This is a genomic window from Paenibacillus sp. J22R98 (genome assembly GCF_059383835.1).
The window spans coordinates 1,005,907-1,030,622 of sequence record NZ_JBXENW010000001.1 but is presented as its reverse complement, the minus strand read 5'-3'; the positions used below and the strand labels follow the sequence as shown (position 1 = coordinate 1,030,622).

The window sequence follows — 24,716 nt, the reverse complement described above, 5'->3', positions numbered from 1 at the left end:
TGACAGGATTCCATTCGCATGATACGATTAAATTGTAAGATAAAACTACTATGTCTTTTTGATCTTTGACAGTCGTACTTCGATTGTATCATCGGGTCTGCATATAAGCAATGTAAAGAACCTGAGTATTCTACTCAGGTTCTTTTTTGCTCTATTGGAGAAATAACATACTTAGCAATCACTGGCTTTGCTTATTGTTCAGTTAAAGACCCGTTCTCTAAATACAGAACACGATCGCATAGCGGCAGAATACGGTCATCGTGCGTCACAATGACTGCGCTCTTCCCTCGTTCTCTCGCTTCTTCGGCAAGCATGCGCACTACGTCCAATCCCCTGGTCGGATCCAGACTCGCAGTCGGCTCGTCCGCCAGCAGCACAGCCGGGTCATTCATGAGGGCTCTTGCAATGGCGACACGCTGACGCTCACCACCTGACAACTTTTCAGGATATGCATCACTGCGGTGATCCAAGCCCAGCTTTTGCAACAATTCGGATGTTCGCCTATCTCCCATTCTCTTGTCCATTCCACCAAGCTTTGCAACAAGGATCAGCTGCTCTTTCACCTTTAAGTAAGGAATCAAATTCGCACTTTGGAAAATAAATCCCAGCTTACGAAGTCGCATATCGGACAACGCTTGCTTGTCTAAACGGTTTATGGATTCCCCATCCACAAGAACCTCGCCGCTCGATGGCTTCAGTAGAGCGCCTGCTATGGAAAGGAACGTGCTTTTGCCGGATCCCGAAGGTCCCATTACGGCAACCAGCTCTCCTTCCCGCACTTGTAGATTTAAAGCGTCAAGTATCATTCGCTGTTTACCGCCGTCCTCGAAGGCATGCGTAATATTCGAGAGTATTAATCTATGTCTCATGCTGCAGTCCTCCCGATCGCCTCTAAAGCTTCTATTCGCGTCACTTTCCAAACCGAGAGCAATGAGCCGGCAAGCGACATCGCAATGAAAGCTCCGCTTGTTAGCGCAAGCGTTGAAACATGAAGCTGGAAAGGCATTCCGCTAGGCAATACCGCTTCAACCGCTTGGACAAGCAGTATACTAACAACTAGGCTGCCTGTTGACAAAAGCAAGATCTGCATCGCGATACTTCGGATCAGGTACGCGGTGCGTGTGCCAATTGCTTTTAGAATCCCAAATTGACTGCTCTTCTGGATTGTGATGACATAGAAAAACACGGCCAAGACAAAAGAAGAGATGATGAATAAGAAGATAATCATCATAAGCAGCGATCCCTGCTCCTCCTTGTATCCCGGTATGGCCGAAACAGCAGCTGATTTCGTAACGATTTCGGTATCTGGCAGAACCGTAGCAAGCTGCGCAGCCTGATTATTATTCACTTTCACCGCAATCGCATTGTAGAATGTACCCTTCTCTGCTGCTTCCACTACGGGGCGCGATGCCGATTTCAACTGATACTGCTGCCAATCATAGTCGCTTAGGAATACAGCCGGCGTATGGCTGAAGGATTCATCGCTGACATACCCGCTGACCTTCCATTTCATGCCTGAAGCTTGATCGACAATAACTGTACCGATGTCAATTCCTGCAGCCTTCAGCTTGTGATCAACAAGTACTTGCCCAGTCCCTGTCGATGAAAGTGTTTCCCCTTCGGTTACCTTAGGCATCAGCCAACCATTCGGTCTCATTCCTAGAAGCGTCACATCCAACTTGCGGGAACTCCCGTCAGCTGTCACAGTTGTCATTCTGATCGCTAGCGGCTCAACATTCTCTTCTCCGGCAATTGAACTCGCTTGTTTCAGCACTTGTTCATTCACTTGAGAACGAGTGAAGCGATGGTTCGCATCCTTCTCCATGATAAAGTGCGAAGCGTCCATCTTCTGAATCGAAGCTGCATTGTCAAAGGCGAGCCCTTGCGCAAGCCCGGTAACGAACAGGACTAGAAAGGCGACCAACAACAGAATACATGCAATTAACGAATAACGGACTTTAGCGAATCTCAACTCTCGAATGGCCAGATACATGGTGCTTCCCTCCCCTTGATAACTCCAGTTTAGGAAGCGAAAATGAACGGCGCATGAATAACAAATTACAATACAGGCAGCATTACTGTAATCTGCGTACCGGCTCCTACTATGCTGTTTACTTCAATATCCCCCTGATGCAGCTGCACAATCTTTCTCACGATGGCAAGTCCAAGACCCGTTCGTCCCGAAGCGCGTTCCCGTGCGCGGTCGACACGGTAGAACCGGTCGAACAGATACGGCAGATGCTCAGGAGCTATCCCTTCTCCGGTATCTGAAATAACAATGCGAGTGTGCGTCTGCATTTGCTCCGCGCGGACTTCTATTCTTCGACCTGATGGAATGTGGTTCACTGCATTGCTGAGCAGATTTGCCCACACCTGCATGAGCAACACCTCATCGCCATAAATCGAAATGGACGAAGGAACAGACAGCTTCAGAAACAGCTCCTTGTCTTCCAGCTGCCATTGCAGCACCTCAACGGCCTGACGGATTTGGCCTTGTAAGGAGAAATGCGTTTTGTTCAGCGCTTCTTCCCCATGCTCCAGTGTGGAGAGCAACAGAAGCTGCTTGCTCAGTAAGGAAAGATGGCGGCTTTCGGCTTCGACAATGGAGGCATATTGCTCACGTTCTTCTTTCGAGATATCGTCTTGCGCTAGTACTTTGGCAAAGCCTTGGATCGATGTAAGCGGCGATTGGATTTCATGGGATACATTCGAAACGAACTGCTGACGCGCTACATCAACCCGCTCAAGTTCCCGGCTCATCGTCGTAAAATGTTCGGCCAGCTGCCCGATTTCATCACGCCGGCCGGTATGAAGGCGAAGATTGTAATTCCCTTGCGCGAGACGTTTCGTTGCATCGGTTAGCCTCGTAATCGGATTGACGATATAGCGGGTACTGATTAAGAAGAATAGCATGCTTATGATGATGGTCAGCAGTCCAACCAAAGCAAAGAAAGTACGAAGCTCGCCGAACTGAAGCAGTACGTCCGGCCGCATGAACAAGGCGTACCTCTTGCCCGAAGATTGGACGGCCAAGCCAACCGTATTGCTTAAACGGTTCTCGAAGAAACCGGAGATGAACGGTTTGTTTGGAAACTGCTTAACACCGTGATAGACACCGCCACCCAAGACTAACGCAATGTTCTGCTTATCCAGATCCTCTTGACGGAAGCTCCTTCCGTAGAAATGCGACTCTCCTTGCCCGTCAGTCACATAAATTTCATACCCTAGAGCGGCTGTATGTTGAAGATAACGCTCCATTTCAATGGGCTCCGACTCTATGTACTGCTTCATTTGTTGGGCAATGGAAACAAGCTTCGCATCATTGAAAGGCTTTAGCTTGACATGATAGTACATGTTGGAAGCGAGAAAACCCAGTACACTGCTGGCGAAAATGACTGCGGCCGTTATAAAAAACACGCGGTAGTAGAGTGACTTCATTGTTCGCTCACCACAATCTTGTAGCCGATTCCGCGTATCGTTTGAATGTTAAAGTCATCCGTATAATCGGCAAAACGCTGTCTGAGCCGTTTGATATGTACATCTACCGTCCTGTCGTCCCCTTCATAATCCGCCCCCCATACGAGACGGATCAGCTCATCGCGCGAGTATAGACGACCTGGGTACTGTGCCAATTGAGCCAGTAACTCGAATTCTTTCATCGGCAGCAAGAAAATCGATTGGCCGTCGGAAACCTCAACGTTCTGGCGGTCAATGGTAATGCGATGCATCCGAATAATGTCATTCGATACCTTGTTATAGCGGCGAAATAACGCCTTTACGCGGAATAGCAGCTCTTCCGGTTCAAAGGGCTTGGTCACATAGTCATCCGTCCCCTTCAGATAACCTTCCTTCTTATCGGACAGCTGATCTTTGGCTGTAAGCATAATAATCGGGATGTCGTAATGCTGCCTTATATGCTTACACAGTTCAAATCCGTCCATATGCGGCATCATGACATCAATAATAGCCATGTCGATTGGGGATTGTTCCATTACTTTTACTGCCTCTGCCCCGTCTTGTGCCTCATGTACACGAAATCCTTCACGGGTCATCACATATCGGACCAGCGCTCTAATATTGGAATCATCGTCTGCCAGTAACAGTTGGTTCATTGTACTACCCCCATATGCATGTTTCGTAGTTAGCATAGCACAAAAATTAGTACAAGCACCTGCATGAACGCTAAACGAATGTAAATAGGCTGCATTGTTTTTAACGAACACTGAAAGTGCCTTTTTCCGCGAATAATGGTAAAATGTCAGCTTAGAACGTTTATTTTCCAAGACATGGAGGTGTGCTTGACTATGGCTTCGACATTTGCTTTTATCGGCTCCTATGCCAACGCGGACGAACCCGGCATCTACGCTTGCACCTATGACAAAGAAACCGGCGCATTGACGCTGATCGGTCAAGCGGACGGCCTGCAAAATCCTACTTTCCTCGTGCCTAACGAGTCGAATCGCATGCTTTATACGATCATGGAAGGCAAAGATTCGGGAGGACGGAAATGCGGCGCGGCAGCCGCATATCACTTTGATCCTGCGAATGGCAGTCTGCTTCGCTTGAATGAAGAGATTACGCTTCCTGCTACGACATGCCACATTTCAATCGACGCGACGGGTCGTTTTGCCATGACTGCAAGCTACCACGGTGGAATGGTTAGCCTCTCGCCTATTCTCGAGGATGGCCGAATTGGACAAACGACGGACGTGCACCGGCATGAAGGTTCCAGCGTTCATCCGGCACAAACACAAGCAAGGGCCCATTCGGTTATCGTCGACAACGCCGGTCGCTTTGCCGTTGTGTCAGATCTCGGCATGGATACACTATTTGTCTATGAGCTGGATTTGCCAAACCAACGCATGCTGCTTCGCAGTAAGACAACCATCGCTGCGGGTTCCGGTCCGCGCCATTTCGTCTTCCATCCGGAGCTGCCTTACGGATACGGAATTAATGAATTGAACAGCACGATCACGGTATATGCCTACGATTCCGCTAAAGGGCAACTCAGCGTTGTGCAGACGATATCCACCTTGCCTGATTCGTTCGAGGGAGACAATGCATGTGCAGATATCCATCTATCGCCGGATGGCAAGTTCCTGTACGGCTCGAACCGTGGTCATGACAGCCTGGCTGTCTACAGCGTCGACCCAATTGACGGACATGTTGAGCCGATTGAATATGCGCCTACGCTCGGCGGACACCCTCGTAATTTCGCGCTGTCACCGGACGGCCGTTTTGCGCTTGTCGCGAATCGCGATGGCAACCATATCGTGACGTTCAGCCGCGATGTTGAATCGGGCAAGCTGCAGCCTACCGGCAGTGAGCTTCATGTGTCCAAGCCGGTATGCATTCGTTTTGCGGAAATGAACTAAACTGTTGGCAGCCTCGACGATATCACGTAAATCGTCGTCTTCCTTCGTTTCATGAACACAAACACGCTGCCAAATCCGGCAGCGTGTTTTTAATTTCAGTGACATGCTGAAGTGATAGTCAGAGGCGCAATTTCAGCATAAATGAAAAATAGAATAAAACAACTAATCCTAATGCTGAAAGTATGGTAACTATATGACGTGCTTTTTCCTCCCGTACTATAAACACGAGTATCTTATACCCTATGATTCCAACTAATCCACCCAAACCATTTAAAAGGATGTCATCTATGTCTGCTGCTCCAATGCCTAGAAGCCCTTGAGTGATTTCAATTAATACGCTTACTACCAAAATAATTAGCAGATTGGATATGACTCTTTTATCCCTTTTGAATAAGGAAATATAGGTGCCAAGAGGACTAAAGATAACGATATTGCCAATCACATTAGCAAAAGCGAAACTCGTTACAGTCGCATCGCTGCTAAATAGATAGTCTCTGATACTAAAGAATGGAATGAGATTGATTGACCTCTCAAAAGTCCTGTGACTATTAAACAAATCCATAAGCGAAACTCTTGATAAGAAAAATATTTTAACTAAAAAAAGGATGTAACAAAAGAAAACGCCATAGATAAAGACGATTTCAATTCTCTCTAGTTTAGAAACCCGCTCGTTTCCCCTTTTACCGGCTGCCATTCCACACCTCATTCAATCCTATATGCTCGGCTCATATTACAACTCAATAACCGATCCATCGTTATAACCAACGATCACTTTTGTTGCCAATTTAATAAACAGGCCATTATCAACGACGCCAGGTATCAAATTGATTGTGGTGTGCAGCTCATTGGGTTGGCCGATATGCTCAAAGTGACAATCCACAATATAATTCCCGTTATCTGTTATGAATGGTACTGTCTCATTCATCCGCAGCTGTGGAACGCAACCAAGCTTACCCAGCCTATTCTGCGTTAGCTCATAGCCGAATTTCACAATCTCTACAGGCAAAGGGAATTTGCCAAGCACATTCACTTTTTTACTTTCATCAACGATTATGATTAATTCCTTGCTAGCCGAAGCTACGATCTTCTCGCGCAGCAGCGCGCCGCCGCCGCCTTTTATGAGGTTCCATCGATCATCGACTTCGTCAGCTCCATCGATTGTCAGTTCAATTGCATCGACTTCGGAAATGGATAGAATCGGAATGCCTAATTCCTTAGCTAAATGCTCAGATTGAATGGATGTCGCTACTGCTTGTACGTTTAATCCATCCTTTACTTTCTTTCCTAATTTCTGAATAGCCCAATAGGCTGTAGACCCCGTTCCTAACCCAACGATCATGCCATCTCGTATGTACTCTACCGCTTTTTCTGCGGCTATTCGTTTGGACTCCATATGGGCCTCCTTTAAGGTAAATTGATCAACTGAAACTCCATTTTTCTGCTTTTTGTTGTCATGCCAATGGATTGATAAAACGCGATCGCATTTGGATTTTTCTCCGAAACCCCTAATTCAATACTATCAACTTCCAAGCTTCTTCCGAGGTCGAATACGGATTGCATGAGTTTCTTCCCGATCCCCTTGTTCCTTGCTGTCTCAGCGACACTTAAACTGTTTACAAGTAAGACTTTCCTCGCATGAACAAATGAATTCTCAGGAATCGCTTCTTCCTTCATAACAACTACACCAACGATTTCATTCCCCCACACAGCTACATAAATAGGTTGCTTGTCATCTAGCAGTTGATTTCGAAAGTACGCTTCCTCTACCGGGGTCGAATTCTCCTTGTACAAGTCCGGTCGCTCGACAACATGCAGATCATGAACCTGCTGAAACAAAGGTAACAACGACTCGTAATCAGCTAGCGTAGCATTTCGGATGGAAATATCCATGATATCACCTCGGATAATGGTTTAACAGAGATCATACCACTTATACCCTTAGAAGGAAAAGCTCCTCTTTCATCGCCTATAATAAAAAAGAGGCGGACCATAGTGGTCCGCCATTTTCATTGTTCTATCGTTTGGTATATGCACTTACAGTTCGAATACCATCAAGTCGCGGCCCATCGTGATTTTGCCTTGGAAAATATCCCGCATTCCCTGTGTGTATTCCGTTTCCGATTCTGCAGTCGGATAAGGTGCCGGAATATGATGGGTTAGCACGAGATGGGGCACGCCAGCCTGTTTGGCCAATTCCGCGACCTCCAAGGTTGTCGAATGATATTTAGCCGGATTGTTCAGTGACTGCGCCTGCTCCGGGAATTCCGCGATTAACGCATCCAGCCAAAGTTTATTATAAGCTTCGTGGATCAGGAGATCAGCTCCCCTGCTGTGCTTGATCATGTTCGCCACCGGAATGGTGTCCCCGGAGATGACCACCGTCTTCCCGTTGTATTCGATTTTGTATGCAAGAGCCGGATACACCGGTCGATGATCGACCTCGAAAGCGGTTATTAAAATGCCGTCCTTGTTATACACGACACCTTCGTTCGATTCGTGGTAATCGATCCTGGCGGCATCTTCCGCCGACAGATTGTAATTTATCCGCAGATTGGCGTCGAAATCGAACGACTCTCTCATTTTGCCGATAATCTCACGCGTAGTCGTCGGACCATACACGCTCATCGGCACCGATCGTCCTTCGAACACGCGGCCCGGCACGACATGCGTTCGCCAGCTGGAGATGAAGAGATCGAAGAATCCCGAATTGTGGTCACTGTGATGATGTGTGAACAAGACATCCGATACGCGCTGCGGTATGATACCGGCTTTGATGAGTTGATCCACGACGGCACCGCCGCAGTCAATCAAGAACACCTTGCTGCCCGCTAATATCGCGACCGAGGATTTGGCTCGACCTTCGAAAGCTCGCGGCGTTCCGGTTCCGAGCAGGATCACCTTCAGATGCTCATGGTAATCCGGTACGGTATTGCTTTGTGTTTGAATCAGCATGTAGGCTTCCTCCGATCTGAACTCAATTGTTATTTGGCCTGCTTCGCTTCATCCAACAGCGACGAATCATAGAACTGGCTTAAATCGACTTCGCTCTCGTCTTTCAAACCTTTGATGTAACCCGCATCGAAAGAAACCTTAGCCATCGTCTTGATCACTTCGACATCCACATCCTCGGTCAAGTTCAAATGGTCCAATGCCGCTTTGATCAGCTTGGCATCCATGCCCTTGCCGCTCAGCTCTTTCAACTCGTCGCTTATTAGGGTATAGGAGTCATCCGGGTGCTGCTTGATGAAGTCGATCCCTTCCTCGTTAGCTTTGATTGCGGCTTTAGCCAATTCGCGGTGATCCTTCAGAAATTTATCGCTGGCCATCAGAATCGTGAGCGGATAATTGCCGTCATTCGGCGGGATTTTGTCCCAATCGACCAGCACGACGCCACTGCCTTCCTCTACCATCTGTGTCCCCCACGGCTCCGGAATGAGCGTCGCGTCTACTTCCTTCTGGCGCATAGCGACAAGCGTATCGGCGGGAGCGCGGGTAATGATTTGCACGCCGGAAGTGTCAGTTGTAACCTTTAGTCCTTCCTGCTGCAGCAGCAGCCGCAGGGATATTTCATTCGTGCTGCCTTTCGTAGGGATAGCTACCGTCTTACCGACGAGATCCTTTACGGATCTAATCCCGGCTTCCTTGCCTGCGATGAGCACTGCGCCGCCGTTATTGGAGCCTGCAATGATCCGGAAATTTTTGCTTTTCAAATATTGATTGATGGCAGGGCCGGGTCCGACGTAACCTAAGTCGATCTGGTTCGTTGCGATTGCCGTTGAGAAGTCGGATCCGTTATCGAAGGCCGTGACTTCGATCTTCGCGTTCTTGCCGAATTGCTCCTGGAAGTACCCGTTCTCAAGGGCGATGAAGCCCGGAGCGTGTGTAACATTCTTCAAGATCCCTATTTTGACGGTAACCTGCTCGTCTGCAGATGCTGCCTTATTGTCATTCGAGCTGCATGCGGATAGCAAGCCTGTCAATCCCAGCGCCATCCCGAGCAGTAGAATTAAAGATTTGCTAGGACTCCATCTATTTGACCTCATTGGTATTTTCATCGTAATTCCCCCACATCATGAATAATAGAGTCTATTATTTCTTTGCCGCTTGTAAGCCGAAGCGGAGCATAATACCGTCCTCCAGCCGCTTGAAACAGAAATGATCGGATATTGTGCCGATGACCCCGATAATAATGACGACACATAGAATGGTCGCCGTATCGCCGATGTCGCGGCTGTCCTGCAGCGTTTGGCCCAGTCCTAATCCACGGCCGATCAGTTCGCCTGCCGTAAGTGCACGCCAAGCAAATGCCCATGCCACTCGAACGCCTGTGATCAAATGAGGGAAAGCGGCAGGCAGCATAACCTGATAGAACATTTTCAAGCCGTTGCCCGTCCCCATCATTTGCGCTGCGCGGAGGTGGATTTTCGAAATTTGCATGATGCCGGTTCTACTCGCCATCGACATCGTCCAAGTAGCGCCGATCGTCGTAATGAAGATAACCGAGGTGTCATTCAACCCGAACCAAATGATGGCGAAAGGCAGCCATGCAATACTCGGCACGGTTTGAAGCGCTACGACTAGGAAGCCGAAGGTTTCATCGAAGAACCGAAATCGGGCGAATAGAAAACCAAGCCCCGTCCCGATTACGATGGAAATGATGAAGGAGATGAACAGCCTGCGCATGCTGGCTAGAATGGAACCGAACAGATGCCCGTTCGCAAAGCCGTCGTAGAAGGCATCCAAGGTCTGCATCGGAGAAGGAAACTTCCAGCCCCAATCGAATAGTCTATATCCCAATTCCCAAATTACGATCAGGAAGATCAAGAACAGTGCTCTTCGCAATGCGATAGTCATGGCCCATCTCCTCTCTGACGACCTTCTCCAGTTCCTCCGAGAGCGTCTCCATGATTTTATTCTCGTAATGATGAATAAGAGGATCGCCGGCTTGATGCGGCCTTGCGGCTTGGATGACGAATTCCTTCTTGATGCGGCCCGGCTGCGTCGACATGACAAGCACGCGATCAGATAACAGCACCGCTTCGCGGATGTTATGGGTAATGAACAGTACGGTCTTGCGCGTCCTTATCCAGATATCTTCCAGATCCTTCTGCAAAATATACCGTGTCTGTTCATCCAGGGAAGCGAACGGTTCATCCATCAGCAGTATGTCCGGTTCCATGACGAGTGCCCTCGCTATAGATGCCCGCTGCTTCATCCCACCGGACAACTCATGCGGGTAGCGGTCGATGAATTTGCTCAGGTGAACCGATTTAAGCCCTTCCATTGCCCGCTCACGTCGCTCTTTCTTGGGAACACCTTGCTGTTTCAAGCCGAACGCGACGTTGTCCAGCACGTTCAGCCATGGGAACAAACCATGTTCTTGGAACACGACGACCTTTCCCGCCCCAGGCCCTTTAATCGGTTCGCCGTTCACGCGGATCGTCCCGTCATAAGCCTTCTCGAAACCGGCGATCAAATTCAGCAGCGTGGATTTACCGCAGCCGGAGGGACCGAGCAGAGAGACGAACTCTCCTTGTTTGATCGTAAATGTAATGTCTTCCAGCGCCTGATAGGACGCTCCCTTCTTATGTTCGAAAGCTTTGCTGACCTTGTCGATTTCAATCATGTCGGTCCCTCCTCTCCAAGCTGCACGCGGTCATATCACCGAGAAAAAAAAGCTTGGATGATGAATGATGATTTGTTTCTTCGAGTACGTAATGAGCCCCCTCTCCCGCCATTTGTTCAAAATCTCCGTCACCGTCTGCCTGCTGCAGCCAATGACGTATGAAATCTCCTCATGACTCAGTTGAAGCTGCACCTCGACTTGATCCTCTTGCTCCCGGCCCATCTGCATCAGAAACCAGGCTAATCGCCAAGCAACCGGTCGACTGATCAATGTCTCTACCATGTTCTGCGTCTGCAGCAATCTGCGCGCGGTAATCACTGCAAGCGCATAGGAGAACGACGCGTTCTCTCGGACGAGCTCCAGGTAGAGACGCGATTCCAGCGTAATAACCTGGCTTTCTATTAAACATTGGGCATAGCGCCTGCGGAGAAGCTGCGTAAGCAGCTCAGCGTTCCCGAACATTTCACCGGGATAACGCAGGAATAAGGTAATTCCTTGACCTTCCTGAGAGGACTGAGAGATTTTGATTAACCCCGATTCCACATAATGCGCAGCCGAAGGCGGATCGTTCTCCTGAAATATATATTCATGCTTGCGGTAGGTCCGCCCAGTGCCGTACTCGCGAAACACGTTCAGGATCATGGCTTTGACGTCGTCTGTCTCCTGAAATTCCTTGCGTTCACCAAGCTCATCCATGGCCGTTTACCTCGATTCGGGTTTCTATATTATTCAGGCAAGAATTATTCCGACTATTCTTATGCGATATAAGGATGATAACACATTTCATTCCCCGAAAAATGTCGGGTATCCGACAAATCGAATGAAATTTAGCAAAGACAAGAACTAACAATTGGTTCTACAAAATAAAAAGCCGCGTCAAACGCGGCTTAACAGTCAAAATAAAAAGCCTGATTTTACAATCAAGCTTTCACTTTTTATGATTATGGCCATTTCGATTTAGGGGATCTTTACTTCTTACCGTTAAACGCATGAATCGCCCATAGTCGCATAACTAATGATGTGCTGCTGCAAAACGTCTTTACTTTGAGGCCCTACTAAGGTTTCCACCTTATAGCCGTCTTTAAAGAGCAATAATGTCGGAACACTCCTCACACCGTATTCGGTTGCGAGTTCTTTCTCCTGATCGACATCTACTTTGGCGACCGCAGCTTGATACCTTACTTCTTGAGCCAGCATCTGGTCAATGGATAGCTGTTCTTGACAAGAGAGGCTTTCGGGGTCATAAAAGTCTACGAGCGTGATCCCATGATCGATTTGTCCCCTGAACGTTTCTTTAAATAAGGAATGGATCTCCACTTTGCTGCCTCCTCCTATTCATTAAAAAAAGTTGAAAACCCCGCTTTCGTCAAGCGGGGTTGCTGAGAACCTGAATCGTTAGCCAATCACATTCGAAATGACTTCGATATTGCCTTGCGTTGCTCTGGCATAAGGGCAAACTTTATGAGCTTCGTCGACGATTTCCCTAGCCACACTGATATCTACGCCTTTTACTGTGATATCGAATTGAACGGCCAAGACATAACCGTCGTTCGCATCCTTACCGAGTGTAACATTCGAACTAATGGAGACACCTTCGGTTTTAATGCCTTTTTTTCTGGTAATGGTTCCCATCGCACCTTCGAAGCATGCAGCGAACCCGGCAGCGAATAGCTGCTCTGGATTGACTCCGTTACCGGGGCCGCCTAATTCCTTGGGATATCTCAAGTCCAAGTTAAGATTGCCATCGCTCGATACCGCTTTTCCTTCTCTTCCACCTTCAACATTTACAGTAGCCGTATACAATTTCTTTTCCATTGTAATCATCGTAACATCTCCTTTTGACTGGGTTATTTTTTGCTCTTTGCGTGCAGCTTATCCAACGATATTTGTAATGACTTCGATATTGCCGCGTGTTGCTTTGGCATAAGGGCAAACCTGGTGAGCTTCCTCGACGATTTCATGTGCCAATTTCGTATCAATCCCTTTGATGGTGATATCGAACTGAACGGCTAGTACATAGCCTTCGCTCGCATCCTTCCCAAGCGAAACACTGGATAGAATGGAGATCCCTTCTGTTTTGATGCTTCTCTTTCTTAGAATAGTACCCATCGCGCCTTCGAAGCATGCGGCGAATCCTGCAGCGAACAATTGTTCCGGATTTGCTCCATTTCCGGGGCCACCCAATTCCTTGGGATATCTCAAATCCAAGCTAAGATTGCCATCATCGGAAACAGCCTTACCTTCTCTTCCACCTTGCACATTTACGGTCGCAGTATATAGTTTTTTCTCCATTTTAATCATTCGATTCATTCTCCTTTTTATATACGAAATTGGCTATCACTTTTCTTGACCGATCGTTCAAGAATAGGTGTAAAAAATGATCACCTAAACCAAGTAGCGTGATCTTATATGCAGCAGCCCAGCGGCTGCTTATGCGTCTTTTATTTCAATACCGACATGTTGATGTCAATAATATGGTTTAACTTATCCGCGTCTGTGCTGGTCTTGACCATAACGCGAAGTCCTGTTAGTGCATTATTATAAAAATGGGACAACCCATTAGCATCGAGATCCCGTGAGATTTCTCCCGATTGCTGCCCTTCCACAATAATATCGTGTAAGAACTGTTCGATTGTGTCCCAGCCCATTTGAACCAAATCTCGGGAAATCGGATCCTGTTTGGCTAACTCAACCGCGGTATTCACCATAAAGCAGCCGTCTGGAAGTTCTTCTTGCTTCTGAATTGCCATTTCAAGGATCATTCGAATTCCTTCTTTGGCAGAATGGGTCTCTTCCATGCGGCTCTTAACCGGTCGTTTAACCGATCGCTCAAACAATTCAATATACCGTTTCAATGCTCTGTTATATAACGATTGCTTATCGCCAAATGTATCATACAGGCTGCCTTTGTGAATCCCCATATGGGTTACGAGTTCCTGCATGGAGGTCTTCTCATAGCCTTGTTCCCAGAATAACAGCATGGCCTTCATTAGAACCGCATCTTCATCAAATTCTTTCGTCCTGGCCATCTCGTCGCTCCCTCCTTTCGAAGTAAATATACAATATCAAGAACGGTCGGTCAAGAATTATTTTTGAACGATCGTTCTTTTATTAGCCGCCAACTATCACCCCTCAAAAAAAGAGACTGTCCCGTTCACTTTGCCGGACAATCTCTTCCCTCTAAAACAAACGCTCTCGAAACGGCGTGACCAGCGACTGATAAGCCGACTGGCGCCCCTCTTCAAGCTTGTTGATATACCCATCCCGCCAAGCCGCAGCAGCTTGGACTTTCTCCATCAACTTCTCGGCCAACAGCGCATCATCCGTGGTAACGATCCAATCGGCTAAGTCTAAGCCATGCATCAAATCGAAGCTTTTGAATCGGTAGCCGATGCAGACGAATGGAACATTCGCCGCAGCCGATAACAGATTAGCGTGCAGCTTTAAGTTTATCGTCGCTTCGAATCCCGATAGCAGCTGCACATAATCTGCTGCAGCATACACCTTGGGATCGAATGTCACTCGCTCATCATCATGGCCAAGTTTAGCATACAACCTTGCCAGTGCCTCTTTGTCCGGCCCCCAGACCGAATACAAATGGAGCCTGTAACCTAGCGCTAGCAGCGAGCGGCCCGTTTGTGCGAGTGCGTTCTCCACTTGTTCCTCGTTACCGCCATAAATCCGATTATAGGAGGTGCCCCAGTTGATGCCGATCGTCCGATGCTGCCCCCGGACGCTTCCGGATTGTTGCAGTGGCGTTACCGGATGCAGTGCGTTCAACAACATAGCGGAATCTCCGCTAATGGTGATAGTAGACGATAATGCGCCAAGTGATTCAATATAATCTTTGGTCCACGGTCCGCGGATACCGCAATACACACTGTGCGCCATCACTGCCTTCAGCATATGGCGATACTGCGTGCTTTCATCGGCCAGCTCCGGTCCTAGCTGTCCATCCGGCTGCGGTGCCCATTTATGAAGGCGGTCATGACCGCTGCCCCAGATGAGGATCGTCTTTCCTAGCTCCAGTGCTTCGTACACCAGATCAATATAACCCGGTATGACCAGCGATCCGCCGCCGAGAACGATCGTATCGTACTGCTCAACTTTCTTCCACTCCACATGCGGAAGTGAAGGGATAACAAGATGCTCCTCTTCCTTCAGATGAGCCTGCGCCATATCGCGGAACATCTCCCACATCCACTCATCTCCAAGGTTGTTGAAGCCAATCCACCCTAAATACAACACTTTTCTCATTCGTTACGACCACTCCGTTCCTATCAAGTCATTGCAAGCAAGGAATTATACAGCTGCTTCATCTGAATCGCTTTATCGCGGATATGAAAATTCGACCGCGCCCAAGCTTGCCCTTGCCGGCCCATCTCCTCCAGCTTGTCAGCGGAAGCGAGCGCCTCGCTGATCGCTTCTCCGATCCGCTGCTCGGATGGACGCTCCTTGGAGTCATGGTCGCCAAAGTAATACTGCCAAGCCTCGTCATAAACGGGCTGGTCCACAAAGCCGAAATATCCGTGATTCCCAATAGCCAGAACGGGCTTGCCGCAAGCCATAGCTTCCAGTGCAACGCGTCCGGTTCCGACGACAAGATCGCCTAGATTGTAGTAATCGCGCATTTGCATCTGACTACCCACAAGCTGGACGAAAGACGCATTGCATTCAAGGTTTACCATCTCTGCAAGTTCGGCAATTGCGGCTGCTTGATTGCCTGATCCCGCGATTATGACATGCAAGGGCATTGCTCCGTTTAAACGAAGCGTGCGTGCTGCTCTGACGAGCATCGCGCATACAGCCGCCTTGTCCCAAGCCAGACGTGATGCATAAACCACGACCTTCTCTCCATCCGGAATGCGGAGGCTGGCGCGCAGCGCAGCAGACGACTCGGATCGATACTGGTCAAAATCAATTCCATTGGCAATCAAGTGCGACGGGATCCCCTGTCGCTCCAGATAAGCCTGAACAGGAAGACTGACGCACACGAAGGTGCAGCCGGCAGCCTTCATCATTTGCAGTTGATCCGGCGGATAGTAAGCGCCATGCACCGTGAACACTACGGGAATGCCTAAATTTCTTGCCGCTTCGGCTGCATACAAACCGGAAGGTGTTTGGTGAATGTGCACCAAATCAATTTTGCGGTTTCTCATAATTTGCGAGAGTGCGGCTTCCGCCTGCTCCTGGCGCACCGGGTCTAGCAGTTGCTCCGCCCTCAGTTCCACGCGATGAATCGGGCAGGCTGCACGAGCAAAGGACTCGTACATCACGCCGGTTCCGCCTGCATATACAGGCATGACGCCAAGTGATGGGAAGGCCTTCACCAGGCTCAGCACATAGGTTTCGGTTCCCCCAACCGCAAGGCTGTCCATGACCATTAGCAGCCGCAATCTTTTACGAGTCATAGTCATGCTCCGTCTGCGATTTGCCGAAATAATTGCGTGAACGCTGCAAGGGATGCTTGCGGTAGTAATACAGCACCTCCCGCATATTGTCCACGTTTCTCGCTCCGGGCTTGATGACTTTCGCGATAAATTCGTAATCCTCCGCGCCTTCAATACGCCTTGTATGCCCGCCGATTTCATCGAACACCGTTCCTCGCAACATCGCGGTTCCGTGGCAAATGCAATGTCCGCCTTTCGCATAAACTTTCCCAATTTGTTCGCCGTATTTAAGCCAGTACACCGGCATCCGGCGCTCAGGTTGCCCATCTTCGAACACTTCGTAGTTCGTACCGAGCAGATCGATTTGCGGGTTATTTTTCAGATAACGAACTTGCTTAGCCAGCCGCTCCGGATGAGACAGATCATCTGCGTCCTGGATGGCGATATACTCCCCTTTGGCCAAGTACATCCCAGCTGTTATTGCGCCTGCGTAGCCAATATTGCGGGGAAGTCGCAGTGTACAGATCCCCTTCCCATCCCTTAATAACGGCTCGTTGTTGTTCAGCCAATTCATTACGAATTCATAAGACCCATCGGTGGACGCATCATCGATTAGAATGAGCTCCCAGCTTGTATAGGTCTGATTGAGCAGGCTCGTTAAGCAATCCGTCAGATAAGGAACCTTATTGTAGACGGTGGTGACTATGCTGACGAGTCCCGGCACACGTTGAAAAGACACTTGCCTCTCCTCCCTTATGTTCCATGATAATGTTACAAAAGCCGAATATAAGAAATGAAGCGCAGCTGTATGATCGCATAGCTGCCGCTCTCATAACCGAAAAGCTCCGATGTGCGGAGCGTTACCGATACGCCGTCTACCGACACAAGCGTACCGCTGATCGTTTCAAGGGCGCTTGCGATCTGTACCTCCTTGTTCACGAGCGATTGCAGCTCTTCAATCATCGTTGCACCTGCTTTTCTGATAGCTGAAAGGTGACCAGCTGATCAAGCGGCACCATTACGCTTGTCCCCCCGTGTTCACGCACGACCAGAAAATCGTCGCTAACCTTCGTAATTGTGCCTTCTACTGTCCCGGCTGGCGTTAAAAGCTCGGCTGACTTGCCTGTGTATGGCTCAAAAACTCGACCGAGTTTATTCAAGCTGGACGTGCCGACATCGCGCTGACTCTCAAGTCCAAGCGATGCCAACTCCTCTCGAATCGCCTGACGCATTTCTGCTATGAGCGTTGATCCATCGAGCGCGCCGGATTCCGGTGCAGGCGGCTGTGTTACGTTTGCGTTTGGCATCAGCAGCCGTGCAAGACCATCAAAATATTCCTTTATCTCTCTAACGTTTACGATAATTTTCATCGCTCCTCCATCCTCCTATTCCATGGAAACTTCTGATTTCCATCTTTACTAGGGTATACAGTTAAGAGGAGGAGCGACTGAGGCATATCACCAGTCCACCCTGAAATGTTCGATTGCCATTCCAAGACAAAAAGGACACCCGTCCAAATGGAAGGTGTCCCTGTAAAAACCTATGGGCCATACTGAATGAGCAATGTGATAGTCGCCGTTCATCTAGAAATCGAGTCGCATTACGACCCGACGTTTGCTTGGTTGAGTCAGCTCTCGGAAACCTGCCGCCTCAAAGACGTTGCGGCTCCCGACATGGAGCTCGCCCCAGGTAATTTCTTTCTCCGGTGTGGTGATCATCGCATAACCCTCTACAGCTCGAGCGCCCTGCTGCTTAGCGAAGTCAACGGCAGCACGAGTGAGCTCGTACGTAATCCCGCGCCTTCGATAGCCGGTGCGAACAATGAAGCAGGTGATCGCCCAAACCTCATCGTCGTTCTTATCTTCGTTTCTTCCCGTCCAGGGCATCCGACTCTTTAACAGGTTTGGGTAGGCAATTCGCGGCTCAATTGCACACCACCCCACTGGCTGCTGGTCGAGGTAAGCGATAAGCCCGCTCGTGGTAACGGCTTCCGGATGATCGCAGTCGGTCTGGGTCCGCAACAAATAAGCACGTTCATCATCGTCGATATTGTTCCACTGAGAAGAAGGAATCTTGAACCGTTGGCAGTAGCAGCGTACGGAGTGACACTTGACCGGGCCAAGTACAACCTCCAAGTCTTCCCATGATGCCTCGTTTGCCGGCAATATGGATAATCCATCAATCGTAGTCGACCTCGATTGGACGGTTTCCATAGGCACCTGACTTTCAGCATTTTTCATCGTCAACAGCCACCACCTTCACATTAGTCACTCCCAATATGAAGACGCAGAACTGCATTTATTGTTGCGCTATAACGATGATTGGAGCCTATTCATCCTGAAAATCCTTGAAAGACTTTGCATACTTCCCCCAACTCCCCGGAATCTCGGAAACATCTTTACAATAGATAGCCTGTACATAGCTGGACAAGTCCGTTACTTTCCCTTCTACAAGGACCTCGCGGATCTCGGAAGGTTTTGTAGGGACATCATTATCCCGCACAGTCTCGAATTGGTCCAACGGCAGAAACATGCTCAAACTTTTCCTATAGGAACAACGGTTTGGATACCGAGGTGAGCTCCCCGAGTCGTATTTCGACAGCTTTACAGCATCATAGCAATCATGAATGAGCGAATAGGCATCCAATTGAAGCACGGCAAAAGCTTCATCAGGCTCTCTCCTCGAATACATCTCCAGCATCTTCAGACAATCCCGCCGCGTCGGCCAGAGGAATACATGCTGATCCAGATACTGATAAAATTGATGAAGCGTTGTGTTTGGATCCATTACAAGTTCAGCTATTCGCAAATGTGCATTGGCTACAAAACGATGCCCTTGAAAATGCACTTCTCTTCTCTCTGTCCTTCGTCCATCCGATAAGCTGTGATCAACTTCATAAGGTGCATACAATGCATCCAAATGCGCGATCGATGGCAAGTTTTGAACCCTTGTGAAATGATATAACGATTTCCGTTTGGAACTGTTCGTTATTTTGCGTACAATGGAATCGTTCATCGCTGGATACCTCTAGTCCGATCTTCTTCTGAACTGACGATACGCTGCAGAAATACACATCAGAACGCCTGTTGTAACGAAGACGCCAACCGGGAACCCCCATGTCCCCCACGCAGGCACGATAAGCGGCATCAACGAGACACCGAATGCAACAGGAACAGGAACTTTAAATAACTTACAAAGTACGAATGTAATGAGAACATTAAGGACGCCAACCCAAATGATTGAGCCATCCAGCAAGTGATACACGCCGACTGCAAGAGCAGCCGTAATCGTTAATACCGCTATACGTTGGGGAATCATTTTCCAAGCAAAATCCTTCGCATGAAATACCTCGAATATGAGAGCAAACACGGGTGGAACCACGAAAACTTCAAGCTTAGTCGCAAATGCAAGACCAATCCAAAGGGCTAACACAAGGGTTATGAGAACCGTATCCGTCTTCTTGCGAAAATGGATCGGGCTACTAGCCGGCTTATCCGGTTTTCTCATTCCATAAGCAGCCAGCATCACGACAAATGTGAATACGGCAGTCGAAACGGCAAATGTATAATCAGTAAGGCCTAGAAAAATCGGGAGTAAAGCAGCAGGAATAGTTGGTCCAAAATTGACGCGACATACATGCATGAGAATTACAATAAGGATAAGACCTAACCATATTTTCACCAGCGGCGATAGCGCCAAATGGTTCATCGTCGTACCGATAAAGGCACCTAATGTTGGGGAAAGCCATAAGTGGAGAGGTTTCTTAATCCAGTGCGGCACCGGAAAAACCATGACCCCCATAGCCATTCCTGCAATTTCCGGGAAGAGAATATCCCTTTCGTCCAGCCATACAGCCCCAATCAGCATGAGAATAACTAAACCGTAAGCTGATGCAAATCCTCTGGATTTCAGTAAATGCCAAGACATCTCCGTTCTTCTCCTCTCCGAAACCAGCTCATAAGATCTGCTTTATTCAGGACTATTTTGCTTGATCGAATTGCATTTCAGGAGGCGGCATCTGGATGAACGTTACGCCTGTACGAGAATGCTGCTTGCCGTTGATCCAGACGTTATGATCGTCATAGCCTTCTAATAATCCCCCACCTGAGGTTTTCTTATCGGTTACGACCATCACATATTGACCGAAAAGCATCGCATTATCAAAATCGACGTCATATTGAAGTGTTGTCCACAGCATCGATATCCGTCCTTTCTCACATTGATATTATCCCTTTAGCAAATTCCCTTTAAGCAACAGGTTCAATGTCCGGATAAAGAGAACAGCCAACACAATGCTTAGAAACGCCAAAATAATCGCAGAAATGCCAATCAACAGCCAGGAATGTACGAATATCGCATATTCCAAAGCCGCGTTGCATAGGGCAGCAATCGGAAAGCTTACCGCCCACCAAGAAGCGCTAAACGGTACGGACTTTCTAAATACTTTGAAGAACAAAACGATGAATAAGAAAAGGCCAAAGTAAAACAATATAGAAGCGAACGAATCGATCTTCTGTTGAATGTTCGTATAGCCCAGAAAACCAACCTCAAACGGCGCAATCATAATTATCATTGAAGGCACTAAACCAGCAGGCAGCGGTGCATGATGAATCAATCTGGATAAGATCAATGTCAGGAAGATCAAAGCGACAATACCGCCGATCGCGAGGGCCAACAGATTAATCTCACGTGCCCACGCAAAAGGCATTGTTCCTCCGGCAACCGCTATATCGATGGACCCTACTCCCGGTATCAGCCATGGCGGAACTACGTGACCCGGCTCGAGATTCCCGTTCAACAAGCGTGCAACAATGATAAAGCTAAACACGATTGTCATGATGGTACCGATAATCCAAATCACTTGACCCGTTACTTGATGAAACGTTCCGAGAACGGAAGAGAGCAGCAACAATGAAATCGTGATAGTACCGAAGAAATTCCCGGTAATAGGATTCATAAATTCGGCCTTGACCTTATGCGGGTACAGGATCCATTTCGAAATATAACTTGCGCTTAACGCAATAAACAGAAGAACCGCGAGAATTCCAATGCTATCGGCAATGACCGGAGAACTACCGAATAACTTACTTGATTGTCTCCAAGCCAATGATAGACCTGAGATGCCCATAACTGACGCAAATAAACTTACAGGTAAAAATTGAACAGAACCAATGCCTTTCTGTTGTTGCACGTCAGTCATAGTTTGCATGAGTGATCATCACTTCCTTTGTTTGATGTCGACTAACTATCCTGTTGCCTCATTGTATGAGAATCATAATGATAGATCAATATCGTTGTTTCTATGATAATCATAGTTGTTATCTATGATTCTTCTTCGCTGTCACAGGACACCTGCAGCTTGTCCTGCTTGAGATTCTTTATATGCTCCGTCAATATTTCAATAAACCCGCGCGCAGCCTTCCCCATGAATTTATCACGGAGATACACAATACCGACCTCTCTGCACAAGGTCGGTTTTTGAATTGGAATCGGGATTAGATCTTCGTAGTTGTACATTTCAAGCAAGGTTTTCGATAAAACCGTGCCGCCTGCACCTGAACGAACGAGCCCGAACAACGATTCGATCGTCGTCGTTTCGATCAAGGGCGTTAGTTGTAAACCGGCTATTGAACATGTCATATCCACCAACTGCCTGCAGCGATGGGTTTCCGGAAACATCACAATCGGCACATTCAGGATTTCGTCAAAATTTATGGCTGTACGGCTTGCATACGGATGCTCCTCTGTTGCAACAAAATAAAATTTCTCATTATAAAGGGGAATCGAACGCACTCTCTCATCCTCGACGGGCAGAATCGTAATGGCTAAATCGAGTTCGTTTTGCAGCACGCGGTTTACGACATCTTCGACACCGAAGATTTTGAGTCGGACTTTCGGATACTCGCGATGGAAATCGAGCAATAAGTTCGAAACCAATTGGTTTAGCTCGCCCGGGAGAGCGCCAATCGATAATGTACCTCGCTCAATTTGTTGAAGTTCTTGAATTTGCTCCTTCGCGTTCGTTAAGTTGCCGAATGCCAGCTTACTCTGCTTGTACAAAATCATTCCGGCATCGGTTATGGCAATTTTCTTGCCGATCCGGTCGAATAGCGGGACGCCTATTTCATCCTCAAGCGCCTTGATTTGATGGCTTAAGGAAGGCTGGGTGATTCCCAGCTTGACGGAAGCTTTGGTGAAATGTAATTCTTCGCATGTTGTAATAAAGTAGTCCAGTTGTCTTAACTCCATAGGATCTGCCTTCTTTCTCTATAATCTTATTTATTATTCCGCATGCTCGCATCGGTTATGAATCACTTTGAACTCACTATAATGGAACACTTCATCATTGATCAATGTAGTCCTATCTATTATTTTGATAGTTTGTGTCTATGATTGATCATGAACAGGGCATGAAAAAGCTCCCCGAATAGCAACAGGTTGTTAGTTTCTTTCTCCTGTTTACTATTGAGGGAGCACCTCATTTTTTCACCGGAATAAAATCTCGTCACATCTCGCCAACGCCCATTCGTGCAGTTCCACGTCTCGATCCCTGGCACTGGAGTAAATGACATCAAGTCCAATACGGAGCTGATAGCAGCGCAGAACTTCGGCTTGCTGCATCAATCCCTGATACTGCTCCTCGATATACTTCGCTTGCGCTTCCATGCAATCTAGCCAAGTACGCCAGAAGAAAATGTTAGCAATATCATAGAGCGGATCGCCAAACATCGCCTCGCTCCAATCAATGACCCCGGTAATTCGGCTGCCATTCGCAAGGACATTGTTTGAGCCGAAATCTCCATGGACGAGCTGTCGAACCTCGGGGCAATGCGGCGTAAAAGCTTTTATTACTTGCAAATATGAATCGATTCGACGATCGTCAAGGAACGGTTTCAGTGCAGCCCAATCATAGCTGCTCGAATCCGCGATGCTCATAATGAAGTCACACCATTTCTCGTACCGGCCGAAGCCGTTTCCGTTGAAGGGACCGTATCCTGCGGTGCCCGTAATATTCGTGCTCGCCAATGCTTCGATGACATGCATGACAGGCTCCGTCACAGACGGTAAATCGGAGATTTTCATGTCCTGCAAAGTAACGCCCGGCGCGCGCCGGGAGATGCAGTATGCATATACGTCAGCGATTGTGCCGATAGAGAGGATTTGCGGGATTGGCAGTGCCGCTGAAGCAAAATGATGATAACAGAACTCATCTTTGTGAAAGCCTACAGCAGAACGATTGACGCGAAGAATGAATTCATCGCCTCCGAAGCGGATTGCAAATGCTTGCGACTCTTCTCCTTCGGTTATTGGCTCCCAACCCGAAAGATTCCCTACCTCTCGCGTTACTGCCGCCATGATTGTCTCGGGCGTCAATTGAGGCTTCATCTTAGTGCTCCTTCTCCATGCTCACATGCGGCAGACTAACCATTATGATCTCGCATCCACTCGTTTCTCATTTTCGATCGGATACACTACATCATCCATAGCATCACGATAAGATCTCTCCAGCATGGTATCATTGCCTTGGGAATCCACTTTCCCATAGGTGAACACACCCGCCATAAATTCATTTAAGAAATAAACAAAGCTCTTATAGGTGGGTTTCTCACCCCACTCCCGATTCGACACGGTATCATTTTGCCATTTAAGAATGGCTAATCCATCTGCATTGATTTCAAAATACTGATCGCAGTACCCGGATTGACTCATTGAAAATCGAAGCGCTTCTCCTTCAGGAAACGAGTAGCTATTATAATTGTACATTTCACCCGCCATACTTGGCGGCGCTTCGCCCATGATTCTGTAGGCGCGAAGCGCAATTTGCCGGGCTTCCGTCAGATCACCGCGCATTAGCTTCTCGAATTCGGCTTGACCGGTTGGGGTCCGGACAATGACATTCTTGACTTGGGCATTATATTTGACATATGCACCAAGCGTTTCGCTTATGAATCTAAGCGGTACATAGGTCAGTCCTTTCTTATTTACCACAGGAGCGTCAATTTGGACTTGTTTCCCATTCACTGTAACGGTCTTGTCCCCTTCGCGGAGATAGACAATCTTGCTGTTATCTTTGGTGTGGAACATTACGGTATGCGTCTTCGAATCATAGGCAAAAACCAGCCATGCAGGGTCGGTCAACGCTCTCAACTTGACCAGCGTTCGTCCGTTTACCGTGATCGTATCGTATTCATGCTGCCCGTTTACATAAACCGAAGCAGTAGCTGCAGTCACGACAGAAGAAGCATTTACGTGCGTATTCATGAACAGAAAACTCCCCAGTATGACGAAGCCAAGCGTATGTACGAACCATTTCTTCAGCGCAAT

At 48.0% G+C, this 24,716-nt stretch carries 30 protein-coding genes; 1 reads left to right on the top strand and 29 read right to left on the bottom strand.

Features of this window, described 5'->3' with window-relative positions; translation table 11 throughout:
• Positions 1 to 191: 191 nt before the first annotated feature.
• From AC50Y3_RS04770 to AC50Y3_RS04755, 4 genes are all read right to left on the bottom strand, one after another.
• Positions 192 to 869 (bottom strand): ABC transporter ATP-binding protein, encoded by a 678-nt coding sequence (locus AC50Y3_RS04770; protein ID WP_494817589.1) that lies wholly within the window; start codon positions 867 to 869, stop codon positions 192 to 194.
• A complete protein-coding gene (locus tag AC50Y3_RS04765) occupies positions 866 to 1,993 on the bottom strand; it encodes an ABC transporter permease (protein WP_494817588.1) in 1,128 nt (375 codons plus the stop codon). The genes AC50Y3_RS04770 and AC50Y3_RS04765 overlap by 4 nt, the downstream gene beginning before the upstream one ends.
• 65 nt (positions 1,994 to 2,058) lie before the next feature.
• Positions 2,059 to 3,438: a sensor histidine kinase gene (locus AC50Y3_RS04760; RefSeq protein WP_494817587.1), complete on the bottom strand. Its 1,380-nt coding sequence runs from the start codon at positions 3,436 to 3,438 to the stop codon at positions 2,059 to 2,061.
• The gene (locus tag AC50Y3_RS04755) at positions 3,435 to 4,112 is read right to left on the bottom strand and encodes a response regulator transcription factor (protein ID WP_494817586.1); all 678 of its coding nucleotides are present in this window, start codon (positions 4,110 to 4,112) and stop codon (positions 3,435 to 3,437) included. Before AC50Y3_RS04755 ends, AC50Y3_RS04760 begins: the two co-directional genes overlap by 4 nt.
• A 192-nt stretch (positions 4,113 to 4,304) precedes the next feature.
• Here AC50Y3_RS04755 and AC50Y3_RS04750 point away from each other — a divergent pair, with 192 nt between their 5' ends.
• Positions 4,305 to 5,375, top strand: coding sequence for a lactonase family protein (locus AC50Y3_RS04750; RefSeq protein WP_494817585.1), 1,071 nt, complete (start codon positions 4,305 to 4,307; stop codon positions 5,373 to 5,375).
• Between the two features lie 118 nt (positions 5,376 to 5,493).
• Here the strand turns inward: AC50Y3_RS04750 and AC50Y3_RS04745 are convergent, their stop codons facing one another.
• From AC50Y3_RS04745 to AC50Y3_RS04625, 25 genes are all read right to left on the bottom strand, one after another.
• Positions 5,494 to 6,069 (bottom strand): VanZ family protein, encoded by a 576-nt coding sequence (locus AC50Y3_RS04745; protein ID WP_494817584.1) that lies wholly within the window; start codon positions 6,067 to 6,069, stop codon positions 5,494 to 5,496.
• 36 nt (positions 6,070 to 6,105) lie between these two features.
• Positions 6,106 to 6,768: a ribose-5-phosphate isomerase RpiA gene (gene rpiA / locus AC50Y3_RS04740; protein WP_494817583.1), complete on the bottom strand. Its 663-nt coding sequence runs from the start codon at positions 6,766 to 6,768 to the stop codon at positions 6,106 to 6,108.
• An 11-nt stretch (positions 6,769 to 6,779) separates the two neighbouring features.
• Positions 6,780 to 7,265 carry a GNAT family N-acetyltransferase gene (locus AC50Y3_RS04735; protein ID WP_494817582.1) on the bottom strand — a complete coding sequence of 162 codons (486 nt, stop codon included), beginning with the start codon at positions 7,263 to 7,265 and terminating at the stop codon, positions 6,780 to 6,782.
• A gap of 144 nt (positions 7,266 to 7,409) precedes the next feature.
• Positions 7,410 to 8,327 (bottom strand): MBL fold metallo-hydrolase, encoded by a 918-nt coding sequence (locus AC50Y3_RS04730; protein WP_494817581.1) that lies wholly within the window; start codon positions 8,325 to 8,327, stop codon positions 7,410 to 7,412.
• A gap of 29 nt (positions 8,328 to 8,356) precedes the next feature.
• On the bottom strand, positions 8,357 to 9,430 hold the full coding sequence (locus tag AC50Y3_RS04725) for an ABC transporter substrate-binding protein (protein ID WP_494817580.1): 1,074 nt from the start codon (positions 9,428 to 9,430) through the stop codon (positions 8,357 to 8,359).
• Positions 9,431 to 9,464: 34 nt separating this feature from the next.
• Complete coding sequence (locus tag AC50Y3_RS04720; protein ID WP_494817579.1) at positions 9,465 to 10,229, bottom strand: ABC transporter permease; 765 nt, start codon at positions 10,227 to 10,229, stop codon at positions 9,465 to 9,467.
• A complete protein-coding gene (locus tag AC50Y3_RS04715; RefSeq protein WP_494817578.1) occupies positions 10,162 to 11,001 on the bottom strand; it encodes an ABC transporter ATP-binding protein in 840 nt (279 codons plus the stop codon). Before AC50Y3_RS04715 ends, AC50Y3_RS04720 begins: the two co-directional genes overlap by 68 nt.
• Before the next feature lie 30 nt (positions 11,002 to 11,031).
• Positions 11,032 to 11,697 (bottom strand): Crp/Fnr family transcriptional regulator, encoded by a 666-nt coding sequence (locus AC50Y3_RS04710; RefSeq protein ID WP_494817577.1) that lies wholly within the window; start codon positions 11,695 to 11,697, stop codon positions 11,032 to 11,034.
• A 285-nt stretch (positions 11,698 to 11,982) separates the two neighbouring features.
• On the bottom strand, positions 11,983 to 12,318 hold the full coding sequence (locus AC50Y3_RS04705; RefSeq protein WP_494817576.1) for a thioredoxin family protein: 336 nt from the start codon (positions 12,316 to 12,318) through the stop codon (positions 11,983 to 11,985).
• 78 nt (positions 12,319 to 12,396) lie between these two features.
• Complete coding sequence (locus AC50Y3_RS04700; RefSeq protein WP_494817575.1) at positions 12,397 to 12,825, bottom strand: organic hydroperoxide resistance protein; 429 nt, start codon at positions 12,823 to 12,825, stop codon at positions 12,397 to 12,399.
• Between the two features lie 48 nt (positions 12,826 to 12,873).
• Positions 12,874 to 13,302, bottom strand: a complete 429-nt coding sequence (locus AC50Y3_RS04695) for an organic hydroperoxide resistance protein (RefSeq protein ID WP_494817574.1) — start codon at positions 13,300 to 13,302, stop codon at positions 12,874 to 12,876.
• Between the two features lie 140 nt (positions 13,303 to 13,442).
• Positions 13,443 to 14,030, bottom strand: a complete 588-nt coding sequence (locus tag AC50Y3_RS04690; RefSeq protein ID WP_494817573.1) for a TetR/AcrR family transcriptional regulator — start codon at positions 14,028 to 14,030, stop codon at positions 13,443 to 13,445.
• A gap of 151 nt (positions 14,031 to 14,181) precedes the next feature.
• The gene (locus AC50Y3_RS04685) at positions 14,182 to 15,258 is read right to left on the bottom strand and encodes a polysaccharide pyruvyl transferase family protein (protein WP_494817572.1); all 1,077 of its coding nucleotides are present in this window, start codon (positions 15,256 to 15,258) and stop codon (positions 14,182 to 14,184) included.
• Between the two features lie 23 nt (positions 15,259 to 15,281).
• Positions 15,282 to 16,412, bottom strand: a complete 1,131-nt coding sequence (locus AC50Y3_RS04680) for a glycosyltransferase (protein ID WP_494817571.1) — start codon at positions 16,410 to 16,412, stop codon at positions 15,282 to 15,284.
• Entirely contained in the window at positions 16,402 to 17,130 is a 729-nt protein-coding gene (locus tag AC50Y3_RS04675; protein ID WP_494817570.1) for a glycosyltransferase family 2 protein, read from the bottom strand. The genes AC50Y3_RS04680 and AC50Y3_RS04675 overlap by 11 nt, the downstream gene beginning before the upstream one ends.
• A 32-nt stretch (positions 17,131 to 17,162) precedes the next feature.
• Positions 17,163 to 17,354, bottom strand: coding sequence for a hypothetical protein (locus AC50Y3_RS04670; protein ID WP_494817569.1), 192 nt, complete (start codon positions 17,352 to 17,354; stop codon positions 17,163 to 17,165).
• On the bottom strand, positions 17,351 to 17,761 hold the full coding sequence (locus AC50Y3_RS04665) for a hypothetical protein (protein ID WP_494817568.1): 411 nt from the start codon (positions 17,759 to 17,761) through the stop codon (positions 17,351 to 17,353). Before AC50Y3_RS04665 ends, AC50Y3_RS04670 begins: the two co-directional genes overlap by 4 nt.
• A 213-nt stretch (positions 17,762 to 17,974) precedes the next feature.
• Positions 17,975 to 18,631: a GNAT family N-acetyltransferase gene (locus tag AC50Y3_RS04660; protein WP_494817567.1), complete on the bottom strand. Its 657-nt coding sequence runs from the start codon at positions 18,629 to 18,631 to the stop codon at positions 17,975 to 17,977.
• 88 nt (positions 18,632 to 18,719) lie between these two features.
• Entirely contained in the window at positions 18,720 to 19,406 is a 687-nt protein-coding gene (locus tag AC50Y3_RS04655; protein ID WP_494817566.1) for a DUF7002 family protein, read from the bottom strand.
• Between the two features lie 12 nt (positions 19,407 to 19,418).
• The gene (locus AC50Y3_RS04650; RefSeq protein WP_494817565.1) at positions 19,419 to 20,318 is read right to left on the bottom strand and encodes a hypothetical protein; all 900 of its coding nucleotides are present in this window, start codon (positions 20,316 to 20,318) and stop codon (positions 19,419 to 19,421) included.
• A 52-nt stretch (positions 20,319 to 20,370) separates the two neighbouring features.
• Complete coding sequence (locus AC50Y3_RS04645; protein ID WP_494817564.1) at positions 20,371 to 20,589, bottom strand: hypothetical protein; 219 nt, start codon at positions 20,587 to 20,589, stop codon at positions 20,371 to 20,373.
• A 27-nt stretch (positions 20,590 to 20,616) separates the two neighbouring features.
• The gene (locus tag AC50Y3_RS04640) at positions 20,617 to 21,600 is read right to left on the bottom strand and encodes an SLAC1 anion channel family protein (protein ID WP_494817563.1); all 984 of its coding nucleotides are present in this window, start codon (positions 21,598 to 21,600) and stop codon (positions 20,617 to 20,619) included.
• A gap of 113 nt (positions 21,601 to 21,713) precedes the next feature.
• Entirely contained in the window at positions 21,714 to 22,640 is a 927-nt protein-coding gene (locus tag AC50Y3_RS04635) for a LysR family transcriptional regulator (RefSeq protein ID WP_494817562.1), read from the bottom strand.
• 237 nt (positions 22,641 to 22,877) lie between these two features.
• A complete protein-coding gene (locus AC50Y3_RS04630; protein ID WP_494817561.1) occupies positions 22,878 to 23,777 on the bottom strand; it encodes a phosphotransferase family protein in 900 nt (299 codons plus the stop codon).
• Between the two features lie 42 nt (positions 23,778 to 23,819).
• Entirely contained in the window at positions 23,820 to 24,653 is an 834-nt protein-coding gene (locus tag AC50Y3_RS04625; RefSeq protein WP_494817560.1) for a copper amine oxidase N-terminal domain-containing protein, read from the bottom strand.
• Positions 24,654 to 24,716: the final 63 nt, after the last annotated feature.